This is a genomic window from Streptomyces sp. NPDC054770 (assembly GCF_053611985.1).
On the sequence record NZ_JBSHBL010000002.1, the window covers coordinates 253503 to 272377 of the forward strand.

13 protein-coding genes are annotated in these 18875 nt (G+C 72.0%); 6 read left to right on the forward strand and 7 right to left on the reverse strand.

From position 1 onward, the window contains the following. Positions 1-2: 2 nt before the first annotated feature. The 6 genes from ACWGKQ_RS03725 to ACWGKQ_RS03750 form a co-directional block, all read right to left on the reverse strand. Positions 3-2363, reverse strand: a complete 2361-nt coding sequence (locus ACWGKQ_RS03725; RefSeq protein WP_453290225.1) for a SpoIIE family protein phosphatase — start codon at positions 2361-2363, stop codon at positions 3-5. Between the two features lie 84 nt (positions 2364-2447). Then, positions 2448-2831: a hypothetical protein gene (locus tag ACWGKQ_RS03730; RefSeq protein ID WP_453290226.1), complete on the reverse strand. Its 384-nt coding sequence runs from the start codon at positions 2829-2831 to the stop codon at positions 2448-2450. 449 nt (positions 2832-3280) lie between these two features. Continuing rightward, positions 3281-4204, reverse strand: coding sequence for a MurR/RpiR family transcriptional regulator (locus ACWGKQ_RS03735; protein WP_453290227.1), 924 nt, complete (start codon positions 4202-4204; stop codon positions 3281-3283). A 187-nt stretch (positions 4205-4391) separates the two neighbouring features. Then, positions 4392-6143 (reverse strand): glycosyltransferase family 39 protein, encoded by a 1752-nt coding sequence (locus tag ACWGKQ_RS03740; protein WP_453290228.1) that lies wholly within the window; start codon positions 6141-6143, stop codon positions 4392-4394. Positions 6144-6180: 37 nt separating this feature from the next. Beyond that, a complete protein-coding gene (locus ACWGKQ_RS03745; RefSeq protein WP_453290229.1) occupies positions 6181-8115 on the reverse strand; it encodes a phosphatase PAP2 family protein in 1935 nt (644 codons plus the stop codon). Positions 8116-8391: 276 nt separating this feature from the next. Continuing rightward, a complete protein-coding gene (locus ACWGKQ_RS03750) occupies positions 8392-9297 on the reverse strand; it encodes an N-acetylglucosamine kinase (RefSeq protein WP_453290230.1) in 906 nt (301 codons plus the stop codon). A gap of 464 nt (positions 9298-9761) precedes the next feature. Here ACWGKQ_RS03750 and ACWGKQ_RS03755 point away from each other — a divergent pair, with 464 nt between their 5' ends. The 6 genes from ACWGKQ_RS03755 to ACWGKQ_RS03780 all read left to right on the forward strand — a co-directional run bounded on the left by ACWGKQ_RS03755 (position 9762) and on the right by ACWGKQ_RS03780 (position 18088). Further along, positions 9762-10895 (forward strand): ROK family transcriptional regulator, encoded by a 1134-nt coding sequence (locus tag ACWGKQ_RS03755; RefSeq protein ID WP_453290231.1) that lies wholly within the window; start codon positions 9762-9764, stop codon positions 10893-10895. Positions 10896-11171: 276 nt separating this feature from the next. Continuing rightward, positions 11172-12494: an ABC transporter substrate-binding protein gene (locus ACWGKQ_RS03760; protein WP_453290232.1), complete on the forward strand. Its 1323-nt coding sequence runs from the start codon at positions 11172-11174 to the stop codon at positions 12492-12494. A gap of 191 nt (positions 12495-12685) precedes the next feature. Then, positions 12686-13597, forward strand: coding sequence for a carbohydrate ABC transporter permease (locus ACWGKQ_RS03765; RefSeq protein WP_453290233.1), 912 nt, complete (start codon positions 12686-12688; stop codon positions 13595-13597). Then, positions 13594-14496: a carbohydrate ABC transporter permease gene (locus tag ACWGKQ_RS03770; RefSeq protein ID WP_453290234.1), complete on the forward strand. Its 903-nt coding sequence runs from the start codon at positions 13594-13596 to the stop codon at positions 14494-14496. The genes ACWGKQ_RS03765 and ACWGKQ_RS03770 overlap by 4 nt, the downstream gene beginning before the upstream one ends. A gap of 2 nt (positions 14497-14498) precedes the next feature. Next, a complete protein-coding gene (locus ACWGKQ_RS03775) occupies positions 14499-16217 on the forward strand; it encodes a hypothetical protein (RefSeq protein ID WP_453290235.1) in 1719 nt (572 codons plus the stop codon). A gap of 53 nt (positions 16218-16270) precedes the next feature. Beyond that, on the forward strand, positions 16271-18088 hold the full coding sequence (locus ACWGKQ_RS03780; protein ID WP_453290236.1) for a hypothetical protein: 1818 nt from the start codon (positions 16271-16273) through the stop codon (positions 18086-18088). Between the two features lie 108 nt (positions 18089-18196). Here the strand turns inward: ACWGKQ_RS03780 and ACWGKQ_RS03785 are convergent, their stop codons facing one another. Next, positions 18197-18844: a nucleoside/nucleotide kinase family protein gene (locus tag ACWGKQ_RS03785; RefSeq protein ID WP_453290237.1), complete on the reverse strand. Its 648-nt coding sequence runs from the start codon at positions 18842-18844 to the stop codon at positions 18197-18199. Positions 18845-18875 lie beyond the last annotated feature (31 nt).

An 18875-nucleotide genomic window follows, 5' to 3' on the forward strand; every position in this document is an offset into this window, starting at 1 on the left:
GGCTACCCCTCGCCCGCCGCCGGCACCCGGATGTCCAGCACGCACACGTCGTCCCGCCGTTCGCCCGTCAGCATCGTGGCGAGGAGCGCGTCCAGGGAGGCGGGGCCGGTGTCGAGGGCGGCCGCGGCCAGCCGGGCCAGGCCCACCTCGATGTCCTCGCCGGGCCGCTCGACCAGGCCGTCGGTGTACAGCAGCAGCCGGTCGCCCGGTTCCAGCCGGAACTCGGCGGACTCGTAGACCGGATCCACGGACGCCCCGAGCAGCATGCCCGCCGGACGGCCGAGGAAGCGGGCCTCGCCGCCGCGCACCAGCAGGGGCGGCGGGTGACCCGCCTGGGCCCAGGCGAGACGGCGCTCGGCGGGCTCGTAGCGGGCGAGGACGAGCGTCGCCGTGGACTGGGTGTCGCGCGAGTGCAGGAGCAGGAAGTTGAGCCGGGCCAGCGCACCGGTCAGGGAGGAGCCGGTGGTCACCATGCCCTTGGCGGTGAACCTGAGCTGGGCCATCGTCGCCACGGCGTCGACACCGTGCCCCGCCACGTCGCCGACCACGAACAGTGCGGCCTCGTCGGGCAGTTCGATGGCGCTGAACCAGTCGCCGCCGACGTGCACGCCCGCCTGGGCGGGCAGATAGGCCACCTCGATCCGCAGCCCGCGCAGCCGTACCGGCTTGCTCGGCAGCGGCAGCAGCGCGTGCTGGAGCCGGGCGGCCAGCGCCCGCTCGGCCTCCAGGACCCCGCGCTGCATCAGGATCGCCCGCTCGCTGTCCACCAGGGCGAGTTCGGCGCTGCGTTGCGCGGTGAGGTCCTGTACGAAGCCGTGCACCTCGACGACCGTGCCGTCGGGTGCGGTCACCGCCTCCGCGACGGCCCGCAGATGCCGTACGGCGTTCTCGGACCTGATCCGGAACGGGACGTCGACCCGGCGGCCGGTGCGGGCGAGTTCGGAGACCGCGCGGGCCAACGCGTGGGCGTCCTCGGGCAGTACCAGGTCCGGCAGCAGGTCCAGCGGGACCGCTCCCCGCCCCGGATCGCGGCCCAGGATGGTGTACACCTGCGAGGACCAGTGGATCTGATGGGTGACCAGGTTCCAGTTGGCCCAGCCGAGGTTGCCCAGCCGCTGCATGTCCGCCAGCCGCTGCTCCTGCCGTTCCTCCGGGTCGTGCCGCAGCCAGGTCACCAGCAGTCCGTCGCCGAGCCGCGCGGCGCGCACCGAGTAGGTGGCGGTCACGGTCACCCCCGCGACGACCTCCTCGTAGACGAACGGCTCGCCCTCGTACGGCTCTCCGCCGAGCGCCTTCAGATACCCCTGCCACAGCGACTCGCCGGCGACCGAGGGGTAGCTCTCCAGGATGCGCGAGCCCACCAGCTCGTGGCCGGTGCGGCCCAGGATGTCGACGGCGTTCGGGGTGGCCGCCTCGATGCGGTAGTCCTCCACCTCCCCGGTGCCGGTGCGCAGCGGGGTCAGCAGGACCGTGGCTCCCGGCAGTGCGTCCAGTACCGGCTGCACCGCCCGGGAGAAGTCGGAGGCCACCGGCTCGGCGGGGGTGCCCAGGGCGACGAGCCGGCCGGCGCACAGCCGCGCGACGGCTCGCAGCAGCTCGCGGTCCGCGCGCCGGAAGGCGGCATCGGTCCGGCGCAGTACGCCGAGGGCCACCTCGGCCGTGCTGTCCGCCGGGACCGGCAGCCACGCCCGGGACCTCCAGCGTGCGGCCGGTTCGCCGATGAGCCGGAACTCCTGCCGGTCCTCGGGGAAGTGCTCCAGCCAGAGCGGCTCACCGTCCTTGATCGCCTCCAGCGGGGCGAAGCCCTCCAGCGGCGGTACCTGGTGCCACTGGGCGGCGAGGGTCGCGTCGACACCGGCGTACCCGATGAGTTCGGCCCCGCCGCCGGGGAGGCGCCGGTAGAGGAGAACCGCGTCGGCTTCGGTCTCGGGTGCCAGGTGTTCGAGCAGCATCACGGCCAGCTCCTGGGGAGAGCCGACGCGTACCAGGGCCTTGCCGAGGCGGCCGAGCGTCTGGGCGGTGCCGGCCGGGACGGGCACCTCCCGGGGAGCCGTCGGCTCGGGCGGGCCGGTGTCGTCGCCGGGGATCCCCGGGGGTATCAGAGCGCCGAGGGTCAGCCAGCACTCCTCCAGCAGCGTGCGGTGCCCGGCCGCGGCCCGCTGCGACAGTGCCTGGTGCGCGGCGTCGGGTGAGCAGCCCAGGGTGGCCATCAGCGCGCCCTTGGCCCGCTCCAGCACGGCGGAGGTGGCCACGGAGTCCCGCAGTCGTTCCAGCTCGGCGCGTTGCCTGGACACCACCTTGGCCAGCGCTGCCGGCTCGGCGACGGCACCGGTGTCCACCGCCGGCACGTGCTCACTCGTCACGGGTCGAGCATGGCACAGGAAGGTGCCTCCGATCACACTCGTGCCCGGCCGGTGAAGGACATGGACATCCGTGGACCGGTACGGTCAGCGGCCGGTGCTGTGCCCGACGAGCGCCTCGGTGACCGCGCGGACGCTGCGGGCGATGTGCTGGAGTTGCAGGACCTCCGCCGCGTACAGCTTGATCGTGTGCTCGATGACCGACTCCGGCAGGCCCAGCAGCGGCAGTTCCGCGCGTGCCGTCTGGAGCGCCGTGCGGGCCACCCGGACCTCCTGCTGGACCTGGATCTGCGCGTGCCGGGCGAGCAGTACGGGGTGCTTGATCAGCGCCGGATAGCTGGCGTAGCGGGCCGGTACCAGTTCGCGCAGCCACTTGGCGGCGGAGCGTTCCCAGTCGTAGCTGCCCGGTGCCTTGACCTGGCAGGGCCAGTCGGAGCTGATGCGCGCGGTCGTCGTCAGAGTCATGATCATCGCTTCCGGGGGTGCGGCGCCGTGAGGGTGTGCGACGGAGGTCTGGGCGGCTCCGGCCTAGGGGATGGCCGGAGCCGCCGCGGGCAGATCGCGCAGGCGATGCCCGTTCGAACATCCCCGGCGCCGACGCGGGTAGGAGACGGCGGCTGGGGGTGTCCGTGCGAGGCCCCGGACGCCGGCCGCCGGCACTGCGGGTGGTGCTGCGTGCGCATGGGCGGTCCGTCGGCTTTCTCGGGGCGGGTGCGAGCGGTGCGTGCTCGGGTGCGGAACGAGCCCGGAGTGGGCCGGGGGTGATCCGTGAGCAGTATTTATATATGCCGTCCCGTTTGCAAGACGTATGAAAACATTCATGCGCGAAATGCGGTGAATGCTCCCCCTACGCGATCATGCGGGGGCGGGGGAAGGACGCCGGAGGAAAGCCGGGACAGCCGGTGCGCCGGATCTCCGGGTCAGTCCTTCAGGAAGAACTGGTGCTCCTCGGCGACCTGCTCGTACTCCTCCAGCCGCGCCTGGGTGCGCTCGGGATCGGCGTCGGTCATGGCCTGGAGCAGCGTGGCGGCCATCAGGCCGGGTGCCGCGTAGGTGTCGAAGACCAGGCGGGACCCGATGCCGGTACTGAAGGTGACGTCGGCCTCGTCGGCCAGCGCGCCCAGCGCCAGGTCCGTCACCAGCGCGACCCGCAGCCCCGCGGTGCGCGCCACCCGGATCGCGGTCAGCGTCTCCTGCGCGTGCCGCGGCATGCCGAAGGCCAGCACCCAGGTGCCGCCCGCCTCGCGCGACTGCAGCAGCGCGTCGTAGGCCACGCTGCCGCCCCGGGTCACCAGCCGTACGTCGGGGTGGATACGGCGGGCGGCGTAGGCGAAGTACTCCGCCAGCGAGACGGAGATGCGCAGGCCGAGCACGGTCAGCGGGGACGACTGGGACAGCTCCCGGCCGATCCAGATCACCCGGTCCGGGTCGGCGAAGTCCCGGCGCAGGTTCTCCAGGTTCTCGATCTCGGCGTCCACGGCGGCCTGGAGTTCGTTGCTGCGGTGCTCGGTGGCGGCCCCGGTGCCGCCGGCCAGGGTGCGCAGCGCGATCGACTGCAGCCGCTCGCGCAGCGCGGGGTAGCCGCTGAAGCCGACCGCGCCCGCGAACCGGGTCACCGACGGCTGGCTGACCCCGACCCGCTCGGCGAGGTCGGTGATCGACAGGAAGGCGGCCTCGGTGATGTGGTCGATCAGGTACTGGGCGATGCGGCGCTGGCCGGGGGAGAGCCGGGGCCCGTCGAAGAGTTCGCGGAGCTGGGAGGTGGGCGCGGCCTCGGCCTCCGGCACGGTCTTGCCCGAGGTGATCGCGGACGCCTGTGCGCGGGCCTGCTGCGGCGATGGCACCGAAGCGCCTCCTTTGTCTCCCACGAGGACTCAACATAGCTCACGGACCGTGGTGACCAGGGGTTGTGCGGTACGCCGGACCGTCCCGGCGTCCGAACGCACAGGATGCGGAATCAGCACCGGGATTCCGGTGCGCACCGGCGACGGATGCGGTGGCCGACGCCGGTGGATCGGATGGATCGTACGGTCACCGGCGATAGATGGTGATCGAATGACCGACATCATCGACCGGACGGCTGGTGTCGATCAATTCGGCCAGTTCGCCCCGTGCCTTGGCGGCCGACGAGTCCGAGACGACCAGCAGCCCGTGCACCCTCCCGGGCGGCACCTTACGGGGATCGGCGGCGTGGATGCCGTAGTACGCCGGGACGCCACTGCCCTTGTAGACCAGCCAGATCCGCTCGCCCGTATAGCGCTGCTCCAGCCGGTCGGCGAGCCGGCCGAGGTCCTGCCCCCAGTCCACGTTGGAGTCGTGCAGCCGCAGGTGCGTCTTCGCCGGCCCCCCGAACGCCTCGTTGGCGTACGGGAGATAGAACGGGAACGTGCGCAGCGAGCTCACCGCGACGAACAGCACCAGCGCCCCGCCCACCGGCCGTACCCACCGTCGGCGCACCGTCAGGACCGCGGCTCCGCCCACCGCCAGGAACATCGGCATGAAGATCGCGTACCGCGTCCCGAAGTCCCGTGACCCGGTCATCGCCGAGGCCAGCAGCACGGCCGGCGGCAGCAGCAGGTAGGGCGCGGCCCGCCGCAGCCGCCGTACCGCCACCAGCGCGACGGCACCGGCCGCCCACAGCACCAGCATGCCGAGCGGGGTCTTCACCAGCAGGGCGGCCGGCAGGTAGTACCAGCGGGAACCGGTGTAGACGTGCCCGAAGAGATAGCCCTGCCAGGGGTAGTCCTCCAGGGCGAACTGCATCCGCATGCCGTCCCGGTAGGACTGCGGAAAGGGCATCAGGTCGACCAGGAGGCCCCGCAGTCCGTGCACCGCAGGGACGGGCTCGGCGGACAGCGCGCGCAGCCGGGGATCGACCGCCAGATAGGAGAGCCACACGACGGCGACCGCGGTCCCGGCCACCACGGCCGCGGCCACGAGGGCGCGCAGCGCACGGCCAGGGCGCGCCCCCCACACCGACACCACGGCCAGTGCGACGAGCACCGGGACCGCGGGCAGCGCGCTCATCTTCGTGGCCACCGAGGCCCCCAACGCGGCTCCGGCCAGGGGCAGATACCGCCGGGGACGGCGCCGGGCCCGCCACACCAGCCAGGCCGCGGTCAGCACGAACCCGGCCGACGGCACGTCCAGGGTGGCAAGGGAGCCGTGCGCGATCACGTCCGGGGAGAAGCAGTACAGGGCGAGCGCCAGCAGCCCGGCGGCCGTACCGAGGATCTCGCGGGCGAAGGCGAGGACGACCAGACCGAACAGCAGCGTCAGCACGATCACCGGCAGCCGCGCCCACAGCATCACCCGCCAGGGGTCGTTGCCGGACGAGTACAGCAGATGCCGGCCCACCTGCCCCTGGTCGCCGTGGTACGACGGGTCGTAGTGCGGGTCGGCGACGGCGAGGCCGGCCATGACGACGAGCTTGCCGAGCGGCGGGTGCTCGGTGTTGTAGCGCAGCCGGTGCTCGTGGAGGTAGTCGGTGGCGGTCGCCACGTAGACCGGTTCGTCGATGGTGGGTGTCTGCTGGACCGCGGTGGTCACCATCGCCGCCGCCATCTGGGCGAGCAGCAGCACCGCGAGGACCGGCACCAGCCACCGCCGGCGGGCGCGCAGCGCGGCGGCCAGCCGGGCCGCGGCGGCGGGCCGGGGGCGGGGCCCGGGGCCGGCGGGGAGGTCGGGGACGTCGGGTTCGAGGACCGACTGCTGTTCGCTTGCCATCATCCGCCCCACGGGGACACCGGGCCCGCGGTGACGGGAGCGATCACGATCGGCCATGGGCCCTACTGTCGCATCGCTCCCGCCACCGGGCGCGTCACCGCTTCACGAGTCGTACCGACAGACCGTCTGCCGTGTACACGGGTACGGCCCGGAGCGTGGCGGAGTTCAGCTCCACCTTGTCGAACTGGCCGCGCAGCCGCGGAGCGTCGACGACCGGGAGGGTGCTGCCCGCGGCCGGCGGGCGCTCGGTGTCGAGGTTCAGGGACAGGGTGGTGCCCCGGCCCAGGACGGCCAGGTGCTTGACCGCCAGCGGTGCCTTGCGGCCCTTGCCCAGGGTGACCTCCAGGGCACCCGCGTCCTGTGTGTACGTGCCGCGCACGAACAGTTCCCCGGCGACCCGCAGGGTGCCGGCCGAGACCCGGACGTCACCGCGGCCCAGCGCGTCCTCGGAGGCGGCGACCAGGGTACCGGCGGCCAGCACGGTGCCGCCCCGGTAGCGGTTGCGGCCGGTCAGGGTCAGGGTGCCGGTGCCCTTCTTGGTCAGACCGCCGTGGCCGTCGATGTCGTTGCGCCAGCTGTCGGCCGCCGCGAGGCCGCCGGCCGCGGCGTCCAGGGTGACCGTGACGTCGGAGTCGAAGGCGCCGTAGCCGTCCGCGGCGGCGAACAGGTTGAGGCGGCCCCACTGCTCCGGGCCGTCCAGCAGCACGTACCCGGAGGGCAGCCCGGTGCTGCGCAGCACCTCGCGGCGCTGGTCGGCGGTGAGGTACGGCTGGCGGGTCTCCAGCAGCACCTCGGCGCCCTTCGGCACGGTGAGCGGGAGCTCGCTGCCCTCCCGGTCCAGGATGTACGTCAGCCGGGGCGTGGCCGCGCGCTCGTTGGCCTCGCGGTCGGCGTACGGGTCGGTGGCGGTGCCCGCCGAGTGGGCGTAGGCGTACAGCGTGTCGGCGGTGCTGCCGGTCTGCGCCTCGAAGTACGCGAGGGCCTGGGCGCGGGCGGCCGCCTTCAGGCCGGCGTTGGCCGGGTCGGCGAGGGTGGCGGCGGCCAGGGCGGTGGCCATGATGCGGCCGCCGATCACGTCGACCGTGTTGTGCATACCGGCGATGATCCGGGTGTCGCTCAGTTCCAGGGCGCGGGTGACCAGCTCCTGGAAGCGCTCCGGCACCGCGTACGCGTAGGCCAGGCCCGCCAGGTGGAAGGCGTTGGTGTGGCCGGACGGGAAACCGCCGTCGTCGGTGGGGGAGGTGCTGCGCTGGCGCAGCAGCTGCGGGGCGACGACCACGTCGGACTCGTACACCGGGAAGCCGTACGCGTCGGTCTTTCCGGTGTCGACGACCTCGCTGTCCTCGTTCATCCGCCATGGACGCGGGTACTGGTAGGCGTACTTGGACGGGTTGCCGGACGCGTAGTTGCCGCGCAGGGTGTCGACCAGGGTGGCCACCTGGCCCAGCGCCGAGTCGTGGGAGCCCGCGCCGAGCGCCGAGCCCGCCGGGGCGTCGGCCGGGACGGCGTCGTTGATCGTGGTGGCGGGGGTGCCGTCGGGGGCGCTGGTGATCGAGGTGACCGCGAGCGAACCGGCCTTGTAGAGGTCGGCGAGCGGGCCGAGGCCGGCGATCATCGCGTAGCTCTGGTGCTGGCGGTCGTAGAGGAACGCCTTCTTCGCGTCGGCGGCGCTGCGCTTCCTGGTGATCTTGGCGCAGTAGCGCATGTTGGCGCGCAGGATGTCGGCGCGCAGCACGGAGCCGGTGTTCCAGACGGCTCCGGTCTTCCAGATCCGCGCGAACCCGCCGAGGATGCGGACCACCGCGTTGGTGTCCGCGGTGAGGTTGGTGCTGATGTTCGTCTTGTAGTCGTCCACGAACGCGAGGGCGGCGGTCGCGGCCTTGGCGTCGGCCGCGGCGAGCCAGCCGACCAGGGTCGGAGCGGCCACCACACCCGCCGACGCGCCGAGCGAGGTCTTGAGGAATCCCCGTCGGCCGACGGCGAGTCCACGGGCCGGAGAAGCGGAGTGGTGCCCGGCAGGTGACGGCATGGGTGTGCCTCTCTTCAGTTCTGGCGGAGTTCACGCGGGCGGCCGGTGCTCCGGATGCGCGTGAGTGTGTGGGATCGCGGGCGAAAAGTGTTGAACGAGCGAAGTTCTAGGGCGAGTTCGTGTCCCGGCGGTCATCGCCCGACGACCGCCGTGTGGCCCGGAGTTGAACGGCAGCTCTGTGGTTCACAGGAAGAACCGCCCGGGACCTGCGCGTTCGCAGCGTCGAACAGCCCGTGGTCCGGGCCCGCGGGACCGGACGGGCCGCGGACGGGTTCCTCACAGGATCGAACGCGCCAGCGCCACCGCGCCCTCGACCGGCGGGAGCCGCAACGGCTGCGGCCGCGCTCCGGGTACGGCCTCGGCGAGCGCGGCGGCGAAGGCGTCGTACAGGCGCGGCTGGGAGAGGATCGTGCCGCCGGCGACCACCACGTCGTCCACGGCGAGACCGCGGGTGGCGAGCCGGGCCACGAGGCCGGCGAGGGCGCGGCCGCCGTCGGCTATCACGTCCGCGGCGAGCGGGGAGCCCGCGTCGGCCGCGGCGAAGAGCACCGGGGCGTGCCGGCCCCACTCGGCGGAGACGTCGGAGGCGCTCTCGAGGGCGGCGCCGAGGGCGGGGACCTCGGCCACCTGGAAGGCGGCGACGAGTCCGGTCGCGAGGGCGTCGGGGGCCTCGCCGCGGTCGTGCGCGGCCCAGACGGCGCGGGCGGCCTCCCGGACCAGCCCGGCGGCCCCGCCCTCGTCACCCAGGACCGCGCCCCAGCCGCCCACCTGCACGGGGCTGCCGTCGGGCTGCCGGCCGACGGCCACCGAGCCGGTACCGGCGACCAGGCCGACGCCCTTGTCCAGGCCGGCGGCGGGGACGAGGAGCTCGGCGTCGCCCACCACCCGGACGGGAACATCGAGAAGCCCCCGCAGTGCGGCGGCGATGCCGGCGCACTGGCGGGGGGTCTCACAGGCGTGCCCGCCGACGGCCAGGGCGGCCGGGCTAAGGCCGGCCGGCAGGGCGTCGTGGACGAGTGCGGCAAGCCAGTGGGCCGCGGCGGCCGCGTCGTGCGGCCGCCAGCCGCTGCTCGGGCGGACGTGGTCGGCGACCCGGTCGGCGCCGGCCAGGGCGCGGAGCTGGGTCTTGGTGCCGCCCACGTCGATGCCGACCACAAGCGGGGAAGAAGGTGCGTCCTGCACGGATCCTCTTTCGTCGTCTGGGCGAACAGCGCCGAAGAGCGGGTCCGGCGCGGTCCGCTGCGGATCGGCAGCGCCCCGGAGGGGCGCGGGGCCGTATCCGGCATGCGGTTACCGCCGCATGGGCGCGAAAAGCCACGACGGCGCCGCGGGTGAACGACGGCGCGTCGCGGCACTTCCAGCGGAGCGCTTGGCTGCGACAGCGGGCGAACCGTGCCTGGCCGAACAGGAGTTGAGCAAGTCAGGAAGCCCCGGGACGGGCTTCTTCGGGAGCACGGCAGGCGAGTACCGTGTACTTCGTTAGGAAGTTAACTAACGAAGTACAGTGCGTCAAGAGTTGCCGCGGACTCGATCAACGGGACGCTGTCGAGGCCACAACCGCGCGGCACAAGGGCACCGCATCGCCGCATCCCGCGACACCCGGGGGAGCGCGGCCCCTGACCCATGGGGGAACTGTGGAACACGTCGTGGCTGAAGCCCCCCGGCTCACCGAGAGCGCCGGCGCGGTCTTCGCCGTGCTGGCCCAGGCCGGCAGCGCCACCCGGCCGCAGCTCGCGAGCCTCGCGGGCCTGTCCAAGCCGACGGTCTCCGCCGCCGTCGCGGAGCTGGAGGGGGCCAAGCTGGCCACCCATTCCGGCAGCGCGTCCAGCGGCACCGGCCGCTCCGCCGCCGTCTACGGCCTCGGGCCCGCCTCCGGCTCGGTCCTGGCCGTCGACCTCGGCCCGGCCCGTACCAGGGTGCGCGGCTGCGCGCTGGACGGCACCCTGCTCGCCGAGGCGGACACACCCCGCCCCCGCGCCGCCGACGCCGTCCGCGAGGCCCTGGCCGCGCTGCCGGCGGGCGCTCCGCTGCGGGCCATCGTGGTGGCCATCGGCGACGTCACCGCCCCGGACCTGGCAGGCACCGCCATGCGCCCGGCGACCGCGAAGGCCGGGCCCGTCTTCGACGCGGTCTCGGTCGCCCTGCCGCCGGGGGTCCCGGTCCACCTGGAGAACAACGTCAACTGCGCGGCCCTCGCCGAGCTCCACGAGGGCGCCGCCCGGGGCCGCCGGACCTTCGGCTACCTGCGGATCGGCGTCGGTATCGGTCTGGGCATCGTCATCGCCGGCCAGGTGCTCCGAGGCGCCAACGGCGCGGCCGGTGAGCTGGCCCGGCTGCCCTACCCCTGGGACGACGACCGGGAGCCCCGCCAGGAGGCCCTGGAGGCCTACGTCGGCTCGCAGGCCCTGCTGCGCCGGGCCGCCGAGGCCTGGCGGGATACCGACGGCCCGTGCCCCCGTACCGCCGACCGGCTGTTCGCGCTGGCCGCCGAGGGCCGCGAACCGGCCCGCTCGCTCGTTGCCAGGCACGCCGCCGACGTGGGCCGGCTGGCCGCCGCCGTGGCCGCCGTACTGGACCCGGGGCTGATCGTCCTGGGCGGCAGCACCGGCGCCGACCCGCAGCTCCTGCCCGGGGTGCGGACCGAGCTGGGGCGGCTGAGCTGGCCCACCGAGGTGGTCAGCAGCCAGATCGGCGATCTCGGTACCGTGGTGGGGGCCGCCCGGCTCGCGGTGGCCAAGGGAGTCCAAAACGTGACCGAAGGTGTGCAGGCGAAGGATTGACGGGTTCCTTATCGGTCTGCCAATGTCCGGACAAGCGCTTTCTAAGTCGGCCGGGACGCCGACTTGGGGTGAGTCTCCCAGCCCGTACACGACGTACGGCAACCGCACGAGGGCGTGTCCGTGCGGTGACGGCCAGGACGGCCGGGGATCTCGCCCCGCGTGGACGATGCGGCCGGGTGAGGCCGCGCCCCCCGGAAAGCGACTTTTCCTTCAAAATGCACCAGTGCCGCCTCAGCCGGCGCCGTGCTCCGTCCGTACGACGAAATGGGATCGAAGATGACCACTGTGGGTGTGCGGCGCTCCCGCCGACTCGGCCGCGGCGGTATGCGCCGCCTGGTTCCTCTCGCTGCCGTGGCTTCGGCAGGAGCCCTGCTGCTCTCCGCCTGCGGGTCGGGGTCCGGCTCGGGCGGGACCGCGAAGTCGCTGACGTTCTGGATCTCCACGGTTCCGGGACAGGACGCGGGCTGGAAGAAGCTGGTCGCGCAGTACAAGAAGGAAACCGGCGTCAACGTCAAGCTCGTCAACATCCCCTACGACGGGTACCCGACGAAGCTGCACAACGCCGCGCAGGCGAACTCTCTGCCCGACGTGGCGGACGTGCCGGCGCTTGACCCGATCTGGTCGAGCAAGCTGATCGACCTCAGCTCCATCGCCAACAACAAGAGCTACAACATCAACGCCAACTTCCTGGCCAAGGACTCGTCCGGGAAGGTGCTGTCCATCCCCTCGGACGTCACCGCCTCCGGCCTGTTCATCAACAAGACGCTGTTCCAGAAGGCCGGCGTCTCCGTCCCCACCTCGCCCGACAAGACCTGGACCTGGTCCGAGTTCATCGCGGCGGCGAACAAGGTCCGGGCCAAGACCGGTGCGAAGTACTCCCTGACCTTCGACCAGTCGCCGTCCCGGCTGCGCGCCATGGTGTACGAGATGGGCGGGAAGTACGTCCACGCCGATTCCTCCGGCAAGTTCTCGGTGGACGCGGCGACCACGAAGGCCGTGAAGTACTTCGTCGGGCTGAACGACGACAAGGTCATGCCGAAGTCGGTGTGGACCAGCGGCGCCGACCCGTCGGCCATGTTCCAGAGCGGTGACGTGGTCGCCTACTGGTCCGGTGTCTGGCAGGTCGCCTCCTTCGCGGACAGCATCAAGAAGTTCGACTGGGCGAGCGTCCCGACTCCCGCCCAGCCGGTGCAGGCCAGCGACGTCAACAGCGGCGGCATGATGGTGGGCTTCAACAACAACGGCGCCGCGTCCACCGCCGCGAAGAAGTTCCTGTCCTGGGTCTACGAGCCGGACCAGTACCGCACGCTGTGCGAGGCGTCCGGGTTCCTGCCCGTCGAGAGCGGTCTGAACCCGAAGTACCCCTTCACCTCCTCGGCGGCGCAGGCGGCGTTCACGCTCTACAACGAGGAGATCCCGCTCTACGACCCGATCTCGGGCTACTTCAACGGCGCCCAGACCGCCTGGGTGCTGAAGGGCAAGAGCCTCACCACCGACCCGACCAAGACGGAGCTGGGCAAGGCGATCAACGGTCAGGAGTCGGTCGACAAGGCCCTCCAGAACATCGTGGACGGCTACAACCAGCAGGTCGGCGGCTGATCGTAGGCCGGGGGCCCGGGCGGCGGGGTCGAGACACCCCCCCCCCGGCCCCGGCGGCCACCGGATTCCCGGGGCACCGCGGGTGCCCCCACCCAAACAAGACACCGCCGCCCGGGCCCGGTCGACCACGTGATGCCGGGCTCACGGCGTGAGCCCACAGCAATCCATCCACCAGCACGGAAGTCAGGAAGATGACAAAAAGTGCCGCGGCAGTGTCCGTGAGGCCGCCCAGGAGACGCAGTACCTACACCCTCGCGCCGCTCGTCCTCATCGCGGCCAATGTCGTGCTCTTCGCGCTGTTCTTCGCGTGGCCGGCGGTGATCGGGCTCGTCTACTCCTTCACGAACTACACGGGTGTGGGGGCGTTCCAGTTCATCGGACTGGACAACTACCACAACCTGTTCGGGGACTCCGCCTTCTACGACGCGCTGACCCGGACGCTGCTGTACACCGTCCTCTTCGTGCCACTGAACTTCGCGCTCTCACTGCTCGCCGCCAACCTGCTGGTGAGCAAGCATGCCAAGGGCGCGTCGGTGGCCCGTGTCATCTTCTTCATCCCGTGGCTGCTGTCGCCCATCGTCGTGGGTGTCCTGTGGCGGTGGCTGTTCGGTGAGAACTTCGGACTGGTCAACTACGTCATCGAGAAGCTCGGCGGGTCCGCCGTTCCGTGGCAGTCGAACGCGGACCTGTCGCTGCTGGTGGTGGTGTTCGCGGCATCCTGGGCCTGGACGGGCTTCTCGATGCTGCTGTTCATCGCGGCGATCAAGAACGTACCGGTGTCGTACTACGAGGCCGCCTCGCTCGACGGCGCCGGCCCCTGGCGCCAGTTCATCAGCATCACGCTGCCGAGCATCGCGCCCACCTCGTTCATCGTGATCCTGCTCAACACGATCAACGCGATGAAGGAATACCCGGTGTTCGTCTCCCTCAACAACGGCGGACCCGGAACGTCGAACAACCTGCTTGTCCAGTACATCTATCAGACCGGCTTCCAACGGGGCCAGATCGGCTACGCGAGCGCCGCGTCGTTCGTGCTCATGCTCATCCTGATGGCCGTCGCGATCATCCAGCTGATCGTCAACCGACGGGTGGAGAACCGATGACAACCACAGACATGCCGCCCAAGGCCGACGCCGGTCCCGGACGGGCCGTATCCAGAAAGCGGCCCCGCGGTGCGAGCACTGGTGGGCTCCGGCAGGCGGTGTCCGCGACGACACTGCTGTGGATCATGGCGTGCCTCTACGGGCTGCCGGTGCTGTGGTTCATCCTCAGCTCCCTCAAACCGGCCGGGGACCTGTTCTCCTATCCGCTGACGCTGGTTCCGCACCACCCCACCCTGTCGGGTTACTTCCAGGCGTGGCGCAGTGCCAACTTCTCCCAGTACTTCATCAACACGACCCTCGTGTGCGTGATCACCACGATCCTCACGGTGGGCGTCAGCTGCTGCACCGGCTACGCGCTGGCCAAGTACGACAACAGATGGCTCAAGGCGTTCTTCATCTGCATCCTGGCCACCACGATGCTGCCGGGCGAGGTCATGCTCGCCCCCGAGTTCCTGGTGGTCCGCAACCTAGGCCTCTACAACTCGTTCGCCGGCATCATCCTCCCGGCCGTCCTCACCGCGACCGGCTGCTTCATGTTCCGCCAGTTCTTCATCACGGTCCCCGACGAACTCGTGGAAGCCGCCCGCATCGACGGCGCCCGCGAACTGTCGATCTTCCTGCGGATCATGGTGCCGCTCTCCCGGCCCATCATGCTGACCCTCGCCATCCTGTCCTTCCAGTGGCGGTGGAACGACTACATCTGGCCGCTGCTGATGCTGAACGACCCCAACAAGTTCACCGTGCAGATCGGCATCCAGAGCATCGTCGGCGCGCAGAACATCAACTGGTCGGTCCTGCTCGGCGCATCGGTCATCTCGATGATCCCGCTGATCGTGATCTTCCTGGTCTTCCAGCGCTACGTCATGGGCGCCGACATCAACGCCGGACTGAAGGACTGACCTTGTCCACCCCGCTCGACCACGAGTTCGTCCGCGCGGTGGCCGGCGCCGCCGACCGGTCGGCGGCGCCGCTGGCGGCCGACCCGGACGTGGAACCCGCCGGTGTGCCGCACCGCGGTCTGGCGCGGCGGGTGAAAATGCTGACAGCGGCATACCGTTCCCCGGACTCGGCACTGCACGGCAGCGGACAGGCGGTCGCCGCCGCGACGACCCACCTGCGCGCTCTGCGGGCCGTGCAGACGGCCTCCGGCCTCTTCGCGGGCGGCGACAACGTGCAGTCACCACCGGACTCCGCCTTCACCGTCAACGACGTGTGCGACGCCTACGTCCTCGCCGCCGACGCGGGACCGGAACTGGGCGAGGTGACGGCCGTGCTCGCCGATATCGCCGGCGCCGCCACCACCAGTCTCCTGACCGGTGGCGTGCACACCCCGAACCACCGCTGGGAGCTGAGCGCGGCGCTCGCCCGTCTGCACCGGTCGTTCCCCGACGACCGGCTGCTCGACCGCGTCGAGGAGTGGCTCGCCGAGGGCGTCGACATCGACACGGAGGGCCTGTACTCGGAACGCAGTGCCGTCTACGCGTCCCTCGTGACCAACCCGTCGCTGCTGTTGCTGGCCGAGGTGCTCGGGCGCAGCGACCTGCTGGACGCGGTCGAACGCAACCTCGCCACGACCCTGGACCTGATCAGGCCGGACGGCATGGTGGAGACCGTCCACTCGCGCCGCCAGGACCAGAAGCTTTCGTTCCCGCTGTGGCCCTACCTGCCGCACTACCGGCTGCTGGCGATCCGCACCGGCCGGGGCGACTTCGCCCGCGCGGCCCGCCTGGCGGCCGCCGACGGCATCGACGACCCCGACCTGCTCGCCCAGACCCTCCTCACCCCGGATCTGTGCCGCGCCCTGCCGGCCCCGGACGCGGAGAAGCTCCCGCGCGACCGGTACCTCCGCACCGCACGCCTCGCCGCACACGTCTCGGCCACCGCGCACACCGTGGTCTACGGCGGCTCCGACGTGCCCGAGCACCGGCGCATCCGCTCGGGCCTCGCCTGCAACCCCACCTTCCTGCGCCTGTTCGCCGGTGCCGCCGTCCTCGACGCGGTCCGCCTCTCGCGGGTGTTCTTCGATCTGGGCCCGTTCCGTGCCGCCGACATGGAACAGCTCGCCGACAACCGGTACCGGCTCACGCAAACCCTCACAACCGCCTACTACCAGCCGCTCCCGAAGGACCGGAGGCGCGACGACGGCGCCTACCCTCTGGTGGACGAGGGCCGCTTCTCCGCGGCGATGGCCTTCCCCGACCGCCCTCAGGACGAGGTCTCCCACACGACCCGAGTCGAGGTCGACCTGCGGGAGGACGGGGCCGACCTGCGGATCGACATCAGCGGCCCACCGGTGGCCTGGTCCCTCGAACTCACCTTCCGAGCAGAGGGAGTTGTGGAGGGCGCCACACCGATCGGCGACGGCCGCTGGTGCCTGACGACCGGGCCGCTGACCTATCGGGTCGGCGACGACGAGATCCGTGTCGAGGTCGACGTCGAGGCGGGCGAACCCCTCGCCGGTCCGGACCGCGGCGACGTACTACGGTACGACCCGGGCCAGGACTACACGGTGGTGGGCGGCACCGACGCGACGACAGGGAACCGCGTCTACATCGGTGGAATCGGCCCCCAGACACTGAGCGTCGCCCTGCGCACCAGCCGCCCCGCACCCGCATCCTGACCCCGACGAACCACGCCACGGCCATCTCCAGCATGAAGGGCTGACCTCCTCCGATGCACCTGCCGCGCCAGCTCGGCCCGCTGCACGACCTGCCGTCCACCCCCGAGGCGTACGACGCGGTCCTCGTCGACGTCGTCGAACAGGCCCTGGCCCGCCTCACCCCCGAGGGCAACCTCGAACACCCCGACGCCGACGACGACATCGGCGACACCTCCCTCGGCGTCACCTCCCTGCTGGCCCTGGCCTGGCAGCGGTCCAAGGACCCGCGGCTGCCGGAGGCGGTGCGCCGCAGCCTCGCCTTCCATCTCCGGGAACGGGTCTACACCGAGGACAACCCCGGCTACCCGAACCTCACCGTCCGCGACTCCGGCCTGCCGTACGCCCGTTACGTCCTGGCGCCGGGCGCACACCCGATCGGCGACTGGCCCAGCACGGTCTGGGCGCTGCTCCAGGCCGTGAACATCCTCGACCTCGCGGACGGCCTGGTCGACGACGGACAGCGCGCCGAGCTGGTCGAGGTGGGCCGCGGCTACTGGCGCTGGCTGACCGAGGCCACCTTCTTCAACCCGCAGGAGGCCGGCAACCAGGCCATCGGGTGCGTGGTCGGCGGCCTGATGCTGGCGCGGCACCTCCCGCCCGCGGAGGCGGAGCCGGTCCGCGAGCGGGCCCTCGCCCTGTACACGGACAAGATCCGTGCCCACCGTGTCCTGGACCGCGGCGCGCTGCTGCCGCCCGAGCACGGCGGCGCCTACGACAACAACTACGGCCCGATCTCCCTGTCCTTCCTCGCCCAGGCCCACCGGATCAGCGGCGCGGAGATGTTCGCCGAGGACGGCGACGCCCTCGCCCGCTACATCGACGCCCGGCTCACGGGCGGCGGCTTCGACAACGGCGGACCGCGCTACAGCGAACAGCACTCCGCCTTCGAGTCGGTCCTCGGCCTGCGCTACTTCGGCGCCCGGATCGGCTCCGACCTGGGCCGCTACCGGGGCGACAGCCGCTGGGCCCGGCACGCGGTCAAGGCGGACGGCGGGGTCGACGGGCACTTCGCGTGGATGCTGGTCTGGCAGATCCAGGACTCCACCCCCTGGCACCGCGACCCCTCTACGGCCCCGGCCCGCCACCAACTCCGCGCGGGATCCGTCTCGGTGGCCTTCGACACCCGGATGACGCCGTCCCTGGTCGAGGCGGGCGGCACCTACTACCTGCCGGCGGCGGTGAACCGGCAGCACGGCTTCGGTCCGGCGCTGGACGGCTTCCTGTACTGCCGGCCGATGGGCGAGGTCCGGGTCCGGGACGTGCGCGTCGACGGCCTCACCGCCAAGCTGGTCAGCAAGCCGGTCGTGGGGCGTGACCACGTCCTGCGCCACGTGCGCTCCCTGTACGTCACGGACGGCACCCGGCTGTGGGCGACGGTGGCCGTGGAGCGCCTGGACGGGGCGCCGTACCTGCTGGCCGGGCTGCCCTACGCGGCCGACGACGGCGACCGGGTGCGCCGGGTGGCCGAGGGCGAGGTCGCCGCGGCGGGTGCGGTGCGCCTCACGCACCCCGCCGGGCAGAGCGTGGACCACTTCGACGCGCGCGCCGAACTCACCCAGGAGCAGGCCGCGTTCGCGCTCGCCGCCGACCCGCGCGGCTACGGAAACCCGGACGAGGGCTGGCACCACCTGGTCACCTCGACGGCCTACGAGGCCGAACCGGCGCCGGGCGCACCGGAGCACCTGCACGTGTTCGCCGTGCGGTACGGTCCCGGCGGTGACTTCACGCCGTCGTTCGAGGGCGACCTGACCGTGCACACCGAGGCGTTCACGGCGGTCGTCGGGGCCGAGGACGCCTACGGCAATCCGGAACTGGCTCTCGCTGCCTGCTAGGCGCTCCGCTGGAAGGGCCGCGATATGCCGTCTGCTGACTGCGGCGCCGTCGTGGCTGGTCGCGCCCACGCGGCGGTAGCCGCATGTCGGATACGGCCCCGCGCCCCTTCAGGGCGCGGGCAGCGCCGCCTCCGGGACCACCAGGTCCGCCCGGTCCCGGGTGGCGGCGACCAGGTCGGCGTTGTGCTGGTCGGTGCCCGCCACCCAGGCCACCGCCTCCTCGTGCCCCTTGCCGAACTCCTCGTGCCGGGCGACCAGTCGCCGTACCCGCTCGCCCTCGTCGATCTCGCAGAACCACGCCTCGTCCAGGGCCGGCCGCACCCGCGCCCACAAGCCCTCCGCCAGCAGCAGGTAGTTGCCCTCCGTCACCACCAGCCGGGCCGTCGGCAGGACGGGGATCACGCCCGCGAGCGGCTGCTCCAGGACCCGCTCGAAGCCCGGCGCGTACACCACGACGTCCGTCTCCTCGCGCAGCCGCCGCAGCAGGGCCGCGTACCCGGCCGCGTCGAAGGTCGCGGGCGCCCCCTTGCGGTCCCGCAGGCCGAGGCGGTCCAGCTCGACGTCGGCCAGGTGGAAGCCGTCCATCGGCACATGCGCGGCCAACGGCCCACCGGCGCTGTTCAGCTCCCGCACCAGATGTTCGGCCAGGGTCGTCTTGCCGGCACCGGGGCTGCCCGCGATGCCGAGGATCGCGCGCGGGCCGCGTTCGGCGAGTGAACGGGCGCGGTCGAGAAGGTCGTCGAAAGTCAGCGGCACGCAAAAAGTGTGACAGCAGGCCCGGAATGTG